Source organism: Streptomyces sp. NRRL S-920 (assembly GCF_000717945.1).
Taxonomy (GTDB): Bacteria; Actinomycetota; Actinomycetes; order Streptomycetales; family Streptomycetaceae; genus Streptomyces; species Streptomyces alboniger.
The window spans coordinates 33,536-49,505 of the sequence record NZ_JODF01000011.1; the positions used below are offsets into that span (position 1 = coordinate 33,536).

General features: G+C 72.2%; 12 protein-coding genes and 1 pseudogene. 7 read left to right on the top strand and 6 right to left on the bottom strand.

Annotated features, from left to right (window positions below):
- The first annotated feature begins 166 nt into the window (after window positions 1-166).
- Entirely contained in the window at window positions 167-1,000 is an 834-nt protein-coding gene (locus tag IG54_RS0110685; protein ID WP_030780550.1) for a glycerophosphodiester phosphodiesterase, read from the top strand.
- Here IG54_RS0110685 and IG54_RS0110690 read toward each other — a convergent pair.
- Entirely contained in the window at window positions 948-1,619 is a 672-nt protein-coding gene (locus IG54_RS0110690; protein WP_030780552.1) for a TetR/AcrR family transcriptional regulator, read from the bottom strand. The two genes, IG54_RS0110685 and IG54_RS0110690, sit on opposite strands and share 53 nt — an antisense overlap.
- Window positions 1,620-1,739: 120 nt before the next feature.
- Here IG54_RS0110690 and IG54_RS0110695 point away from each other — a divergent pair, with 120 nt between their 5' ends.
- Both IG54_RS0110695 and ddaH read left to right on the top strand, forming a co-directional pair.
- Entirely contained in the window at window positions 1,740-1,922 is a 183-nt protein-coding gene (locus IG54_RS0110695) for a DUF6243 family protein (RefSeq protein WP_030780553.1), read from the top strand.
- A 155-nt stretch (window positions 1,923-2,077) separates the two neighbouring features.
- Window positions 2,078-2,911 carry a dimethylargininase gene (ddaH, locus tag IG54_RS0110700; RefSeq protein WP_420712239.1) on the top strand — a complete coding sequence of 278 codons (834 nt, stop codon included), beginning with the start codon at window positions 2,078-2,080 and terminating at the stop codon, window positions 2,909-2,911.
- Here the strand turns inward: ddaH and IG54_RS0110705 are convergent.
- Window positions 2,908-4,872: a glycoside hydrolase gene (locus tag IG54_RS0110705; protein ID WP_037896851.1), complete on the bottom strand. Its 1,965-nt coding sequence runs from the start codon at window positions 4,870-4,872 to the stop codon at window positions 2,908-2,910. The genes ddaH and IG54_RS0110705 overlap by 4 nt on opposite strands.
- Window positions 4,873-5,065: 193 nt before the next feature.
- On the opposite strand from IG54_RS0110705, the gene IG54_RS0110710 reads away from it, so the two are divergent.
- A complete protein-coding gene (locus IG54_RS0110710; protein WP_234336093.1) occupies window positions 5,066-5,566 on the top strand; it encodes a hypothetical protein in 501 nt (166 codons plus the stop codon).
- Window position 5,567: 1 nt separating this feature from the next.
- Here the strand turns inward: IG54_RS0110710 and IG54_RS0110715 are convergent, their stop codons facing one another.
- From IG54_RS0110715 to IG54_RS0110725, 3 genes are all read right to left on the bottom strand, one after another.
- Window positions 5,568-6,572: a small ribosomal subunit Rsm22 family protein gene (locus IG54_RS0110715; RefSeq protein WP_030780564.1), complete on the bottom strand. Its 1,005-nt coding sequence runs from the start codon at window positions 6,570-6,572 to the stop codon at window positions 5,568-5,570.
- Window positions 6,573-6,783: 211 nt separating this feature from the next.
- Window positions 6,784-7,974, bottom strand: coding sequence for a serine hydrolase domain-containing protein (locus tag IG54_RS0110720; RefSeq protein WP_234336095.1), 1,191 nt, complete (start codon window positions 7,972-7,974; stop codon window positions 6,784-6,786).
- The gene (locus IG54_RS0110725) at window positions 7,914-9,203 is read right to left on the bottom strand and encodes a Bcr/CflA family multidrug efflux MFS transporter (protein ID WP_030780570.1); all 1,290 of its coding nucleotides are present in this window, start codon (window positions 9,201-9,203) and stop codon (window positions 7,914-7,916) included. Before IG54_RS0110725 ends, IG54_RS0110720 begins: the two co-directional genes overlap by 61 nt.
- Window positions 9,204-9,360: 157 nt before the next feature.
- Here IG54_RS0110725 and IG54_RS0110730 point away from each other — a divergent pair, with 157 nt between their 5' ends.
- Together IG54_RS0110730 and IG54_RS42890 are read left to right on the top strand one after the other, a co-directional pair.
- Window positions 9,361-10,680 (top strand): PIG-L family deacetylase, encoded by a 1,320-nt coding sequence (locus IG54_RS0110730; protein WP_030780573.1) that lies wholly within the window; start codon window positions 9,361-9,363, stop codon window positions 10,678-10,680.
- A gap of 156 nt (window positions 10,681-10,836) precedes the next feature.
- Window positions 10,837-11,937 (top strand): annotated as a pseudogene (locus IG54_RS42890) (glycosyltransferase family 4 protein); the annotation flags it as partial.
- A gap of 1,019 nt (window positions 11,938-12,956) precedes the next feature.
- Here the strand turns inward: IG54_RS42890 and IG54_RS0110740 are convergent.
- A complete protein-coding gene (locus IG54_RS0110740; protein ID WP_030780579.1) occupies window positions 12,957-14,591 on the bottom strand; it encodes an alkaline phosphatase D family protein in 1,635 nt (544 codons plus the stop codon).
- Between the two features lie 601 nt (window positions 14,592-15,192).
- Between IG54_RS0110740 and IG54_RS0110745 the strand changes: the two genes are divergently transcribed.
- The gene (locus tag IG54_RS0110745) at window positions 15,193-15,966 is read left to right on the top strand and encodes an SDR family oxidoreductase (RefSeq protein ID WP_030780582.1); all 774 of its coding nucleotides are present in this window, start codon (window positions 15,193-15,195) and stop codon (window positions 15,964-15,966) included.
- Window positions 15,967-15,970: the final 4 nt, after the last annotated feature.

The following is a 15,970-nucleotide window of genomic DNA, read 5'->3' on the forward strand; positions in this document are numbered from 1 at the left end:
CACCTCGCCGTTGTGCCGAAAGCATGACCCATGGTCCCACCATCCTGCGCTCCGGGGGGCCGGAGCCCACATCCGGGGTGGCCGGGGTGATGCCAGCCACTGGCGGTTATCACGCCCTATCGCCCACTAAGTGGTGAATTGCCCTTTACCCCCCTACGGTGTCGCCATGGTCATTACGACTGCGCTGACAGGCCTCACGGCGCTGACCCTCACAGCACCGAGCGGCTACCTCGCCCCGATCGAGTGGGGCCGCGTGCCCCTGACCCTGGACGCGCTGCCCCGTGTCGTCTACACCGCGCACCGCGGCGGCGCCCTGGAGGTGCCGGAGAACAGCATGGCCGGGCTGCTGACGGCGTACGAGCGCGGCACCGCCCAGGTCATCGACTTCGACACGCGGATACTGCGCGACGGCACCCTGGTGGTGATGCACGACAAGACGCTGGACCGCACCACCTACGCGACGGGTCCCGTGCACCTCCTCGACCGGTACCAGTGGCACGGCGTCCTGGTGCGGCCGGATGCCTCGCTGCCCGGCCGGTGGCGCCCGGAGCGGGCGCCGACGGTCGAGGAGGTCCTCGACCGGTTCGGCGGACGCATCATGCTGATGCTGGAGGCCAAGGATCCGCGGAGCGTGGGCAAGCTCGCCGGGATGATCCGCGCCCGCGGCCTGACCCGTTCGGTCTTCGTCAACACCAACACGCCCTCGGTCGCGCGCCGCGCCCACGAGCTGGGCCTGCTCGCGCAGCTGTGGCGCTCCAAGGAGCAGATGCGCACCGACCGGCCCGAGCAGTGGACGTCGTACGTGGACGTCCTGGACGTGGACTACAAGGCGCGCGACAGCGATCTGCGGCGCGCGGTGAACTCGGGCGTCCCGCGGGTGTGGGCGCACACGGTGACCACGGCGAAGCAGCGCGACCGGGTGCTGCGGCTCGGCTGCAACGGCGTGATCACTGACACTCCGGGACTCCTGGCGCGTACGCCGGTCGGGGGCGCGGGGTGATGCCGTAGAGGGCGTACTCGACGAGTTTGTCCGCATAGGCGTGGGTCAGGGGGCCCGAGCGCATCAGCCAGCGCTGGGCGAGCGGGCTCGCCCACAGCTCCAGGGCGATACGGGGGTCGACGTCGGGCAGGACGTGGCCCGCGTCCTGGGCCTGGCGCACGCGCTTCACGAAGAGCTGGAGCTGCGGTTCGAGGAGTTTCTCCACGAACTCCTCGCCCAGCTCGGGGTTGAGCAGGCCCTCGGCGGCGAGCGCGCGGTAGGGAGCGTCGTACTTGGCGTCGTTGAACTCGTCGACGGTGGCCCGCATCACGAACTTGAGATCGGCCTCCAGGTCCCCGGAGTTCGTGATCTCGGTCTGGATCCCGCTCTGGCCGGCGTTCTCGCTCGCGGCCCTGGCCGCCTGTTCGCCGAGGTCGAGGAAGGCGTCGAGCAGGACGGCGCCCTTGGACGACCACCAGCGGTAGATCGTCTGCTTGCCGACGCCGGCGCGGGCCGCGATGGCCTCGATCGTCAGCTTGGCGTAGCCGACCTCCCCGACGAGGGCGAGGGCGGCGTCGTAGATCGCGCGGCGCGAGCGTTCGCTGCGGCGCGTGGAGTCCGGGGCGGTTTTCTGGGCCATGTCTTCGAATGTAGCAGCGGCCGAACCGAGACGTACCGTCTTGACAAGACGCAGCGTCTCGTTCAAAGTGAACCTCACAGCGAGACGCGGCGTCTCGCCTATTCGATGGAGGTGGGCCACATGACCCGAGGCGGATCCGGAAACATGCTGGGCGTCGGCGGCACCCGCAGCAACCTCTCCCGCAAGAAGCTGCGCGGCGCCGATCGCGGTGGACGCGTCGGCGGCGGGCTCAGCCCCCAGGAGCAGAAGCGCGAGCTGCTGCGCAGGCTGCGGGAGGGCCGCGAGGCGCACGGCCGGTCGTAGAGCGCGCAACCACCCGTTCGGTGCACTGCGCGAAGGCTCCTCACACCGCACTATGGGCAGCAACTGCCCCACAGGGGGCGGCAACTGCCGCACCATAGGCAGCGGCTGGCCCACTCGGGGCAGCACACGACCCTGCGGTACGTGAGGAGCCTTCTTTGTCCCGTTTTCCTCGCTCTCCTCGGCGCGCCAGACCCCGGCGCTATCTGATGTGCCCACCGGCACACTTCAAGGTCACCTACTCCATCAACCCCTGGATGGACCCCGGCAAGCCGGTCGACGTCCCGCTCGCGGTCGCCCAGTGGGAAGACCTGCGCGACCGCTACCGCTCGCTCGGCCACACCGTCGAGGAGCTGACCCCCCGGCCCGGCCTGCCGGACATGGTCTTCGCCGCGAACGGCGCGACCGTCGTGGAGGGGCGGGTGCTCGGCGCGCGCTTCGCCTACCGCGAGCGCGAGGAGGAGGCCGCGGCCCACCTGGAGTGGTTCCGCGCGCACGGGTTCACCGAGATCCACGAGCCCGCCCACATCAACGAGGGCGAGGGCGACTTCGCCGTCACCTCCTCCTACGTCCTGGCCGGTCGCGGCTTCCGGGCCAGCCCGCTCTCCCACGGCGAGGCGCAGGAGTTCTTCGGCCGCCCGGTGATCGGACTCGACCTCGTCGACCCCCGCTACTACCACCTGGACACCGCGCTCGCCGTCCTGGACGACGCGGCGGACGAGGTCATGTACTACCCGCCCGCCTTCTCGCCCGGCAGCCGGGCGGTCCTGCGGAGCCTGTTCCCCGACGCGGTGATCGCCGAGGAGCCCGACGCCGAGGCGCTCGGGCTCAACGCCGTCTCCGACGGGCTCCACGTGCTGCTCCCCCAAGCCGCGCTCGGGCTCTTCGAACCACTGCGGGCGCGCGGCTACGAACCCATCGGAATGGACCTGAGCGAACTGCTCAAGGGCGGCGGCAGCGTGAAGTGCTGCACGCAGGAGCTGCGGGCCTAGGCCTTCGGGAGGTCGGCCGGGCAGAGCCGGCGCGGGGCGTCGTCGCCCTTGAGGCGGGCGTCGACGCAGCCGCCCGGCAGGCCCTTGTACGCCTTGGTGCCGAAGTTGGCCGTCACGGTCAGCGTCCCTTCGCCGAAGACCGTGCGCTGGACGGTGCGGTCCTTGGTCAACTGGCGGAAGCCGGTGAGCTGTTCGGTGCCCGCCGCCTTGTGCAGGGGGGAGAAGTACTTCTGGAGCGCGGCCAGTTCGGCGCCGTTCTTCTTCAGCGAGGGGCCGTCCAGGACGTAGTTGAGGGGGGTGTTGTAGAGCATCGCGAGCAGGGCGCGGGGGGTCTTCTGGGCGGGCAGCTTCTCGTACGAGAGTTCCCAGCGCTCGGTGTTGACCAGCGAGCCGTGCAGGGCGGTCTCGTAGAGCGGGACGCGGTAGCGGGGGTCGTACATCGCCTTGGCCAGGTCGGCGGGGAGGTCCACCGGCTTGAAGAAGACGCCGGGGGCGCCCTCGGGGTAGTAGCCGCCCCACTTCTCGCGGTCCCTCTGGAGCTTCCACAGGCCGTCGGCGACCGGCGTCGCGCCGCCGTGGTTGAAGGCGAGCGTCCTGTTCGCCCAGGCCTGCGCGGTCTCCGAGCCGAGAACGAGGCCCCGGCCCGCGATGCGCCGCATCCGCGCGAGGCGGTGCTCGCGGTCCTCGGCCTTGGTCATCCGGTGGCCCTTGCCGTGGTCGCGGAAGAGTTCGCCGGTGGCGTCGACGTCGAGGAAGTAGCTGTCGGCGCCGTTGGCGACCATCCCCCGGGTGCGGTCCGCCAGGTAGTGGTGGCGGGGCTCGGCCCGCTCGAAGGCCCGCGAGCTGAGGTAGCAGCCGCGGCCGCCGAAGCCCGTCACCGGCTTGCCCTTGGCGTCGCGGACGCAGAAGTCCGGGTAGACGGTGCCGGGCCAGGCGGAGTTCGGGGCGTCGGCGGTCCCCGGGTCCTGGCCGTTGGCGAAGGAGTCATAGGGGCCGATGAGGTACCCGGCCCTCTTCGCGGCGCTCACCGCCGCCCTGTCCGGGTAGGGCTCGCCGTCGTAGCCGAGCCACATCCGGTCCACTCCCAGCGCGCGCAGCCGCTCGACGCCGGCGGCCTTGCGGGCGTCGCCCCAGGTGTAGGCGTGGAAGGCGCCGAGCAGCCGGCCGGTGGCGGGGTTCTTCGCGATCTTCCGCTTCAGGCTGCCGAGTTGGCCGCGCTCGGCGAGGTAGGAGCGGTAGTCGGCGGCCGGCGCGACCGGGTTCCCGTCGGTCAGGGCGAAGGTGACGGAGTAGTCGCGGGTGCCTTCGCCGCCGTCGAAGGCGTGCTCGGCGGTGGCGCGCAGCCGGCCGCCGGGGGCGGTGAAGCCGAGGGTCGTGCCGATGTCGGTCGGGGTGAGATAGCTGACTCCCGCGCGCTTGCCGAGGGAGTAGCCCCACAGCGGCAGGGTCAGTTCCGCGCCGACGTCGACGGTACTGCCCCCGAGGCCGCCCCCACCGGTGGTCCAGAAGGCGTCCGTGACGGGGATGTCCAGGCCTTCGCCGCGCGGGAGCTGGAGGGCCGAGGCGGAGGCGTCGGTGCCGGTGACGGGCCAGCTGACGGAGGTGTCGCGGTGTGCCCTCAGACTCAGCGAGAGGCGTCCGTGGTCGGTGCGGGCGGTGACGTCGATACCGCGCTCGGGGTAGCTCCAGCGGGCCCTCCCCTTGCCGGTACGCGTCACGGGGCCCGGCCGGCCGAGGTCGGTGGCGGAGGCGTCGGAGAGGGTGAGGTCGCGGCCGTCGCGGGTGTGGGCGCGTACGGCGAGGGAGGCGGTGTCGACCACGGCCGTGCCGCCGTCGACGGCCAGTTCGACCTGCTTGCCGGGTACGGGCCCGGCCTCGGCGGTGAAGGCGTAGGCGCCCGCTCCGGCCGCGGCGAGGACCAGGGCGGCGGAGAGAGTGAGCGAACCGATCTTGGTTGTCATGGGGATGTGAATAGTCACATCGTCTAAGAAGGTTGTAAGAAGCGCGTCAACTCCACTTACCGAGGGTCCTCGTGGTACCAATACGGGCGCGTGGGAACAGACAGACGGTTTCCGCGCGACGCACCACGACAACCAAACAGTCGGGCCCACCCCGGGCCCAGGGGGAAGAAGAGGTATCAGCGCAGTGAATCGCATGCGCACGTCCGTCGCGGTCCTGGCCACCGCAGGGGCACTCACCGCAGGTCAGCTCGGTATGGCGGGGGCCGCTTCCGCGTCGGCGAAGCCGGAGCCGAAGGCCGCGTCGGCCGCTCCGAGCGCCGCTCCGCGCAGCTCCGGCTGCCCGATCGACATCGTCTACACCTCCCGTTTCCAGATCGACCGGAACGGCTGGGTGACCAACGGTGGCCTGTACTTCGGGCTGAAGAACAAGAGCACCAAGAGCTTCAAGAAGGTCAGCTTCACGGTGACCAACGTCAAGAACATCCGCTTCGGCAGGGCCACGCCCAAGGGCGGCAAGGCCACCCACAAGACGTCGAAGACCGTCACGGTCTACGACAAGAGCCTCGCGGGCAAGGCCAAGCTCGGCGTCAAGGTGCGTACGCACCTGCTGAACACGCGGAGCTACAAGGTGAAGTTCTCCGTGCGCGGCAACGGCTGGAACTGCGCCGTGGACCAGGGCACCTGGGGCGCCTGAGTCACTCCTGCGGCTCGGACGGGGGCGGCCACCGGTCGCCCCAGTCCGTGTCGCGGGCCGCGCGGTAGAGGGGGCCGTGGCGCTTGGTCACGGTCTCCCTGCGCAGCCGCTCCTCGGCCCCGCACAGGTCGAGGAGCACCTGGCCCTTGCGGATCTGGGGGCGGCGCACCACCCGGTTCGGCGGCGGGACCGGGTCGAAGCGGGTCGCCGCGACATAACTGAACTTCTCGTCCTCGTACGCCAGTGAGCCGCCCTTGACCTGGCGGTGCAGGGACGACCTGCTGACGCGCGCCGAGAAGTGGCACCAGTCCGTGCCCGGTTCGATGGGGCAGGGCGCGCTGTGCGGGCAGGGGGCGGCGACCCGGTATCCGGCGGCGATGAGCTGGTCGCGTGCCTCGATGACGCGCGCGTAGCCGTCCGGGGTGCCCGGTTCGACGACGACGACGGCCTGCGTGGCCGCGTGCGCCGCGGCGTCGACGACCGAGCGCCGGTCGGCCTCGGTCAGCTCCTTGAGGACGTACGAGATGGTGACCAGCTCGGCGCTTTCGACGGTGAGCGAGGCGCCGATGCGTTCGCGCTGCCAGCGGGCGGCGGCCAACCTCGGTTCGGCCGCGGCCAGTTCACGCCCCAGGGCGAGGGCGGGCTCGGCCCAGTCGAGGACCGTGACGGGACGCTCGCCCTGCCAGGTCGCGGCGGCCGCCCAGACGGCGGCGCCGGTGCCGCCGCCGATGTCCACGTGGCTGGCGGGTGCCCAGCCGTCCGGGGCCGCGTCCGCGAGGGCCTCCAGCGCGGAGTGCGCCGCCTCGAAGGTGGCGGGCATGCGGTAGGCCGCGTAGGCGGCGACGTCGGCGCGGTCCCGCAGGATCGGGGCGCCGGTCGGGGTCCGCCCCCGGTAGCTGCCGATGAGCCGCTCGACGGCTTGCGCGGCCTGCGTGGGCGACAGCCCGTCCAGCGCCCTCGCGAGGGCGCCGCTCAGCTTTTCCCCCGGGGATGTCAGCTCGTTCACCCACTGATCCTACGGGGGCGGGGGGGGGCGGCCTCGTCTGCCTACCGCTGCCGTCCTGGCGGGTGCGGCTCGCCTTCGGCTGGTCGCGCAGTTCCCCGCGCCCCTTCGGGGCCCGACCCCGGCCGAGCCCCGAAGGGGCGCGGGGAACTGCGCGAGCAACCACGACGCACCCGCGGACAGCGACGCCCCCTGACGGGGCGCCCGCGCGAGGTCAGCTGTCCTGGGCCGCCCTGGCCAGCCTCGTGGCCGCCGAGGCCCTTGGGGTGCTGTCCCCGGGCCTGCGCCGGGGGTGCACCACGTTGGCCAGCAGGATCAGGAACGTATCCGTGGCCGGGTCGAGGACGAGCGACGTCCCCGTGAAGCCGGTGTGGCCCGCCGCGCCGCGCCCCGCCAGCTCTCCCATGAACCACGGCTGGTCGATGCCGAAGCCGAGGCCGGAGCCGGTGAACATCAGCTCGACGAAGTCGGGGCCGAGGATGCGGGCCCGCCCGTACGAGCCCCCGCACAGCAGGGCGCGGCAGAACACCGCCAGGTCGCGGGCGGTGGAGAAGAGGCCCGCGTGCCCGGCCACGCCACCGAGCGCCCAGGCGTTCTCGTCGTGGACGACCCCCCGCAGCATCCCGCGGTCCACCTTCGCCCAGGGCCTGCGCTGGTCCTCCGTCGCGGCGGCGTCCGCCCGCGGCCCGAAGCCGGTGTCGGCCATGCCGAGCGGCCGGGTGATGCCCTCGCGGACGAGGACGTCCAGGGGATGTCCGGTCAGGCGCTCCAGGATGTGCTGGAGGAGCAGCATGTTCAGGTCGGAGTAGACGTACTCGCCGGGTGCGGTGACCGGCACCTCGGCGCGCAGGGCGGCGATCCGGGAGGCGTGGTCCGGACAGTCGTACAGCGGGAGTTCGGGCCGCAGCCCCGAGGTGTGCGTGAGGAGCTGCCGCACCGTGACGCCGTGCTCGGCGGCGGCCCGGAACTCGGGGATGTACGCCCCGGCGAGCGCGTCGATGCCGAGCGTGCCCCGCTCCAGCTGCTGCACCGCCGCGACGGTCGTGAAGAGCTTGGTGAGCGAGGCCAGGTCGAAGGGCGTGTTGGTGCGCATCGGTACGCGCCACTCGCGGGGCAGCTCGACCCCGGTGTCGCCGTCGGCGTCGTACGAGGCGTACCGCACCGCCCAGCCCGCGGCCTCCTCGGCGGCGATCACGGGACCGCGGCCCACGAGCACCACGGCGCCCGCGCACCAGGGACGCGGGCCGCGCGGCAGCTCGCGCACCTCGGCGACGAGACGGTCGATCTCGTTCGGGTCCAGGCCCGCGCGGTCGGGGGTGCCGGTGCGCAGGAGCCGTGGTGCGCTCAGTGGTCCGCCTCCTCCGTGGGCGCGTGCCGCCAGGGGCGGCACAGTCCCACGAAGCACGTGAGGGCCGCCAGCGCGCAGACCAGTTGGACGACGGCCATCGGGACGGCGGTGTCCTCGCCCGCGATGCCGACGAGCGGCGAGACGACCGCGCCGATGAGGAAGGAGGAGGTGCCGAGCAGCGCGGAGGCGGAACCGGCGGCGTGCGGGGCGCGGGTGAGGGCGAGGGACTGGGTGTTGGGCATGGCCAGGCCCATCGCCGACATCAGGACGAAGAGTCCGGCGGCGACGGGGACGAGGCCGACCTCGCCGAAGACGCCGGAGGTCATGAGCAGGAGCGCCAGCGCGGCGACGGTGATGATCGTCAGACCACTGGCGAGCGCCTTGTTGAGGCTGACGCGGCCGACGAGGACCTTGCCGTTGATCTGGCCGACGATGATCAGGCCGATGGAGTTGACGCCGAAGAGGACGCTGAAGGTCTGCGGGGACGCGCCGTAGATCTCCTGGACCACGAAGGACGAGGCGGAGATGTACGCGAACAGCGCCGCGAAAGCGAAACCGCCCGCGATCACATAGCCGGTGAAGACGCGGTCGGTGAGGAGCGACCTCATGGTGCGCAGCGCGGCGACGGTGCCCCCGCTGTGCCGCTTCTCGGGGGCGAGGGTCTCGGGCAGGAACCGCCACACCAGGAGGGTCAGCGCGATGCCGACGCCCGTGAGGACGGCGAAGACGCCGCGCCAGTCCGTGAAGCGCAGGACCTGGCCGCCGATGAGGGGCGCGACGACCGGGGCGACGCCCGAGATCAGCATCAGGGTGGAGAAGAAGCGGGCCATCTCCACGCCGTCGTACAGGTCGCGGACGACCGCGCGGGCGATGACGATGCCGGCCGCGCCCGCGAGGCCCTGGAGCAGGCGGAAGCCGATGAGGAGTTCCGCGGTGGGGGCGAAGGCGCAGATCGCGGTGGCGAGGACGAAGACGAGCAGGCCGACGAGGAGCGGGCGGCGGCGTCCCCACTTGTCGCTCATCGGGCCGACGACGAGCTGGCCGAGGGCCATGCCGGTCAGACAGGCGGTGAGGGTCAGCTGGACGGTCGCGGCAGGGGCGTGCAGGGCGTCGGTGACCTGCGGCAGGGCCGGGAGGTACATGTCCATGGAGAGCGGGGCGACGGCGGTGAGGCCGCCGAGCACCAGGGTGACGAGGGCCCCGGTGCGGCGGAGGGCGGCGGGGCTTTCCGGTCCCGCCGCCTTCGGTATCTCGTGCTCTTCTGTTGTCTGCCCGCGCTCAGGCATGCCGCCCCTCTCGGTGGTCCGTTCCGCCGTCCATGGTCGCAGCTCCGAATGGGTGACGATCCGAAGTCCCACTCGTTTGGCTCATCGCCGGGCAGATCTTACGGGCCCCGGCTTCGCGCGAGAAGCGGAGTTACGTGCCATTCGCAGCTACACATGGGTGCTGTCCGTCCTCGTCGGACTCGCCACCCTGGCATTCACCGTGCCGCCGCCGGACGATTCGCCCGGCGGCGCAAAGTGCCGTGCCACGACGCTGGTCGGAGTGGCGCACCAGGATGACGACCTCTTGTTCATCAATCCGGCGATTTCCGAGGACTTCGAAAAGGGGAACTGCGTCCGCGTCGTGTACGTGACCGCGGGCGACGCCCATCTGGAATGGTCGGGAGGGTATGCGGTCCGCCGCGAAATGGGCGTGCAGCAGGCGTACAGCGCTCTCGCCGGGGTGCCGATGCGGCCGGGGGAACCCAGCCCCTGGGAGTCCGCGCCCGTGCGGGCCGGCGGGCGGACCCTGCACGGCGTCCGCTGGGGCGGCGGGCCGTTGGGTCCGGACATTCGGCTGGTATTCCTACGGCTGCCCGACGGCGGCTGGCGCGAGGAATCGTCGCGCCGTGACAGCTTGCTGGCCCTTTTCCGGTCGGGGGTTCCTTCCCTCACCGCCGTGGACGGCTCGGCCCGTTATACGGAACGGGGCCTGGTCGCCACCCTGACCGCCCTCATCAAGCGTTTTCGGCCCGATATCGTACGCACGCAGGATTACGCGAACACCGCTCTGAGGTCATCCGGCAAGGAATGGGCCGACCACAGCGATCACGCGATCACCGCCCGCTATTTCCGCCTGGCGACTCTCCGCGCACGACTGGAATCGGGAAATCCTATCCGACTGGCGGGATACGAGGGGTACGGAAACATCATGCGCCCACCCAATGTGAATTCCGCCTCGACCGCCCACAAGACGGCCATTTTCGAGCATTACTACATTCATGACGAGAGGCAGGTGGAGCACTGCCCCGGGCATTACTGCGAACCCGTTCGGGAACCGGCGGAGCATTACGTGCGATGGCTGGAGCGAAGCTATCCGCGCCGGACGCCCGACCCCCGCCCCGGCACCGTCGTCTCCTGGCTGGGCTCCACGGATTCCGGATTCACCGACCCCGACCTGTGTCTGGCCCGGGACGGCGGCGAGCCGCGCACCGCCCCTTGCACCGGAGGGCTCGGGCAGCGGTGGCGCCTCGCGGACGGCGTGCTGCGGGCCGAGCGCGCGGGTGAGGGCCGGCGCTGCGTCCGGGCCGAGGGCCGGGCCGTCGCCCTCGCGCCCTGCTCCGCCGCACCGGCCCGGTGGGTGGTCACGGGGCGAGGACAGCTGCGTACCGCGGGCGGCTGCCTGACCCAGGACGATCCGCTGCGGCCGCGGCCCCGGCTGCGGATGGCCGCCTGCACCGCAAAAGATCCGGGTCAGCGCTGGTTCACGCAATTCTCTTGATGTCCGGCGCCGTGAAGTCCTGATAGGTCAACGCGGCTACCGCCCGTTCACCGTACGGGGTATCCATCACGTCCCGAGGCGTGTGCTCACCGGGAAATCCCGCACGGCGTGGAAAAGTGGCCTTCCCTGACGAATTGCCGATCCGGACAAGGCACAATGAAAATTACCTTTCTGCTACAGAACGCATATGGAATCGGTGGCACCGTCCGCGCCACTTTCAATTCCGCCGGTGCCCTCGCCGAGCGCCATGACGTTGAAATTGCCAGCGTCTGGCGGACACACGACAGGCCCACTCTGCCGCTCAGCAGAAAAGTCCGGCTGCGCCCCCTGATCGACAAGCGCCCGCACGCGCCGCGAGGCGACCTCGACAACGAGCTGCTGGGCGAGCCGACCGCGCTGGTGCCGCGCGTCGAGGCGGCCGGGGCCGGTTTCGACGCGCTCACCGATCAGCGGGTGGCCCGCTTCCTCGGCCGCACGGACGCCGACGTGGTGGTGGCCACCAGGCCGGGCCTGGTGGTCTACCTGGCCGAGTTCGGCCGCGGCCACTATCTGCGGATCGGCCAGGAGCACCGGGTCTACGGCACCCACGAGCCCGGCATCCGCGCCGCCCAGGACGCGGCCATCGCCTCCCTGGACGCGCACACCACCGTCACGGAGGCGGACGCCGTGGCGCACCGCCGGAAGCTCGCGTCGACGGGCACCCCCATCGTGTCCATCCCCAACGCCTCGCCGCTGCCCGGCGTCGGCCCGTCGGACGGCGCGGCCCCGCTGGTCATCGCCGGTGGGCGGCTCATCCCGGTGAAGCGGTACGGCCTCCTCGTGGACGCGTTCGCCACCGTGGCCGCCGCGCACCCGGGGTGGAAGCTGCGGATCTACGGACGCGGCCCCAAGCACGCCGCGCTGCGGGCCCGCATCGACGAACTCGGCCTGAGCGACCACGTGTTCCTGATGGGCCCCACCCCGTCCCTCGCCACCGAGTGGGCCAAGGGGGCGATCGCCGCCGTCACCTCCCGCGAGGAGTCGTTCGGCATGACCATCGTGGAGGCCATGCAGTGCGGCACCCCCGTGGTCGCCACCGACTGCCCCCACGGGCCCGCCGAGATCATCCGGGACGGCGAGGACGGGCTGCTCGTACGCTCGGGCGACAGCGCCGCCGTCGCCCGGGGCCTCATCAGGCTCATCGAGGACACCGACCTGCGCCGCTCCATGGGCGCCGCCGCCCGCCGCAACGCCGAGCGGTACGCCCCGGAGCACATCGCCCGGCGCTATGAGGAGCTGATCGCCGACCTGCGCGCCTCCTCCCCGCCCGCCCCGGTCCCGCTCGGCCTGCGGATGGCGGCCGGTGCGCGTCGCGCCGGGGCCGCGACCCGCCGAGCGCTGGGCCGGACCGTGCGTACGGCAGGACGCGGGCGCTCGGCGAGCCCGGGGCCGCTGCGTCCGAAGGCCGCCTGCTCGGTGGACGCCGCGGGTGATCTCGTCGTACGCCTCGACCGCGCCGGCCTGCCGGGCGGCGCGTTCACGCTGACCGCGACCCGGCGGGGCTCCGAGGGCCGGGGCGAGGATCTGCTCGCGGTTCCCCTGCGCCGGCCCGAGGGCGAGGAGGCGCCCTGGACGGCCGTGCTGGAGCGCCGCGCGCACCGGCTCGCCGAGGGCCGCTGGGACTTCCACGTCGTGCGGACGGACGACGGCGTACGGCGCCGGGTCGCGTCGTCGACCGTCGAGCAACGCGAGCTGCTGGGCCTGAAAGCCCTGCCGGGGGCGCCCTTTCGCTGGTGGATTCCCTATACGACCGTCAAGAACAACCTGTCCCTGCGGACGTGGCGCCGCCCCGCGCACGCCGAAGCCCACACGCTGGCCACCGGCCCGGCGTCCTGCTCGGTGGAAGGCACGCTGTACGGCGCGGAGTTCGCCGAGGGGCAGCGCCCCCGCCTGCTCGCCGTGCCGCGCCGCGATCCGTCCGCCGCCTTCGAGGCCGACGTGACGACCAGTGGAGCGGACCGTTTCCGCTTCCGCCTGCCGTACGCCCGGGTGCTGGACGCCGGTGACGGGGAACCGGAGACCTGGGATCTGGCGCTGCGGCTGTCTCCCGGGGGTGAGCCGGTCCGGGTGGGGCGCGTCATCGGCGACGTCGTCGACCGCAAGCGGACCGATGTGTATCCGGCCGCCGAGGCGCCCGGCGGCCGGGCCGGTGCCGCCGCCTCCGTGCGCCCCTTCTTCACCGCGGAGAACGATCTGGCGCTGGCGTTCCGGCCGTCGGACGCCGCCGCGGACGGCATCTACGCGGGTCGGAGCCCCGGGTCGCCCGACTCCGTCACGAAGGATGCCGCGGTCCTGAGGGGGGCGCCCGGCGTGGTGACCGCCGACACCGTCTTGAAGTCGGCGCGCGCCTCGTCGCGGCCGAGGCCGACCGTCACGTAGCCGCGCCGCCCGTTGTAGAACTTCAGGTGCGGGTTGGCCTTGGTGTACGTCTCCCAGTTGGCCGGCTTGTCCGCGCCGTCCTTGCCGCTCGCGATGGACGTCGCGACGATCTCGGTGCCCACGGTCTTGGAGGAGGGGTCGTCGAAGTCGGCCTTGATGTCGAAGGCGTAGCCGACGTGGACGTCGCCGGTGAGGACCATGAGGTTGTCGAGGCCCGCCGCCCTCGCCCCGGCGAGGACCCGCTTGCGGGAGGCGCGGTAGCCGTCCCAGGCGTCCATGGAGAGCTTGGCCTGCGCGGTGAGGTCCAGCTTGCGCTGGGAGAAGGTGACCTGCTGCGGGACCACGTTCCACAGGGCGCGCGAGCGGCGCCAGCCGTCGAGGAGCCAGCGCTCCTGGGTGGCGCCGGTGATGGTGCGCGCCGGGTCGTCCGTCTCGGGGCCGGGGGCGTGCGCCTTGTCGCCGTATGCCTGGTCGGAGCGGTACTGCCGGGTGTCGAGGATGTCGAACTGGGCGAGGCGGCCCCAGATGAGGCGCCGGTAGAGCTGTGCGTCGGGGCCCTTCGGCAGCTGCGGGCGGCGCAGCGGCAGGTTCTCCCAGTACGCGCGGTAGGCGGCGGCGCGGCGCAGCAGGAACTCCGCGGGCGGGTTGCCGTTCTCGTCGATGTCGTCGGCGTAGTTGTTCTCGGTCTCGTGGTCGTCCCAGGTGACGACGAAGGGGTGCGCGGCGTGTGCGGCGCGCAGGTCGGGGTCGGACTTGTAGAGGGCGTAGCGCAGGCGGTAGTCCTCCAGGGTCTGGGTCTCCTTGTTGTAGTGCGCGGGCAGCGTCCGGTCGGTGTATTTACGGGCGCCGCCGGCCGAGTCGACCGCGTACTCGTAGAGGTAGTCGCCGAGGTGGAAGACGACGTCCACGTCGTCCTGCGCGAGGTGCTTGTACGCGGTGAAGTAGCCGTCGTGGTAGGCCTGGCAGGACACCGCGGCGAGCGTCAGGGACTCGGGGCGGCTGCCCGGCGCGGGCGCGGTGCGGGTGCGGCCGGTGCCGCTGGTCCACTGGCCCGCGCGGAAGCGGAAGTAGTAGCGGCGGCCCGCCTCCAGGTGGTCCACCTCGACGTGCACGGTGTGGTTGAACTCGGGGTGCGCGGTGGTGACGCCTCGTCTGGCTATGCGCCGGAAGCGGGCGTCGTGGGCGAGTTCCCAGCGGACGGAGACGCGCTCCTTGGGCAGGCCGCCGCCCGGCTCGTAGGGGGCGGGGGCGAGCCGGGTCCACAGCAGCACCGAGGAGGGCAGCGGGTCACCGGAGGCGACGCCGAGCGTGAAGGGGTCGTCCTTGATACGCCGGGCGTCCAGCTCGGCGGCGCCCGCGACGCCCGCGGTGGGCAGGTTGGTGGCGAAGGCGAGCGCGGCGGCGGCGCCGGTGGTGGTGAGGAAGCGACGGCGCGCCAAGTGCTGTGCGGCGGCCCGGAGTTCGGGTGCGTACTGCTGGCCTGCGGGTGTCATGTGGCCCTCCCCTGACGATTGCTGTCAGGGGCATGTAAGTGGCGGGGGACGACCTGCGCCTGTCACGTACACAACAGCCGTATGGCGGTCGGATGATGTCCACGTGGCCGGCCCTCCCGTACGCTGCGGGGCCATGAACGCTGAGCGAACTGCCTCATGGGATGAGTCGGAGACCGCGGGGGGCCCTGTCGCCGGGGGCGGCGTGCTGGAGGCCGGCGCGGGTGCCGCCGGGGGCAGCGGCGTGGGTACCGCCCTCGGCGGTGACGCGAGGGCTGCCGCAGGCGCCGACGCGGGCGCCGGCGTGGGTGCCGCGAGGGGCAGCGGCAGGGAAACCGCCGCGGCTGCCAGCGCGGGCAGCGGCATGGAGACCGCCGTCGGCGGTGACGCGAGGGCCTCCGCAGGCGCCGCCGCGGACAGCGTCGGGGAGACCCCCGCGGGCCCCGCCACGGACAGCGGCAGGAAAGCCGCCGCGGGCGCCAACGCGGGCAGCGGCGTGGAGACCGTCCCCGGCAGTGCCGGGGAGGCCGTTGTCGGGGGTGACGCGAGGGCCGCCGTGGTCGCTGCCGCGGAGAGTGTCGTGGAGACCGCCGTGGAGAACGTCGTGGAGGCCGCCGCGCAGGTCGACCCCAAGGTCGCCGTGGTGACCGGGGCCGGGTCGGGGATCGGCCGGGCCGTGGCCCTCGAACTGCTCGCCGCCGGCTGGGCGGTGGCGCTCGCGGGCCGCCGCGTGGAGGCCTTGGAGGAGACGGCCTCCCTCGCCCTCTCGAAGGACGGCGCCGCCTTGTGCGTACGTACCGACGTGACGCACCCCGAAGACGTGACCGCCCTCTTCGACGCCGCGCGCGCCCGCTTCGGGCGGGTGGACCTGCTCTTCAACAACGCCGGCACGTTCGGCCCCGGCGACGTCCCCGTCGAGGAGCTTTCCTACGAGGCCTGGCGCAGCGTGGTCGACACCAACCTGAACGGCGCGTTCCTGTGCGCCCAGGCCGCGTTCCGGCAGATGAAGGAGCAGGACCCGCAGGGCGGCCGGATCATCAACAACGGGTCGATCTCGGCACATACGCCGCGCCCGAACTCGGCGGCGTACACGGCGACGAAGCACGCCCTGACCGGCCTGACCAAGTCACTCTCCCTGGATGGACGCCCGTACCGCATCGCCGTCGGGCAGATCGACATCGGCAACGCCGCGACCGATATGACCGAGCGCATGCAGTCCGGGATCCTCCAGGCCAACGGGCAGTTGGCGAACGAGCCGGTGATGGCCGTGGCGGACGTGGCGCGCACGGTGCGGCACATGGCGGAGCTGCCACTGGAGGCGAACGTCCAGTTCGCGACAGTGATGGCGACCAACATGCCCTATATCGGGCGGGGTTGAGGGG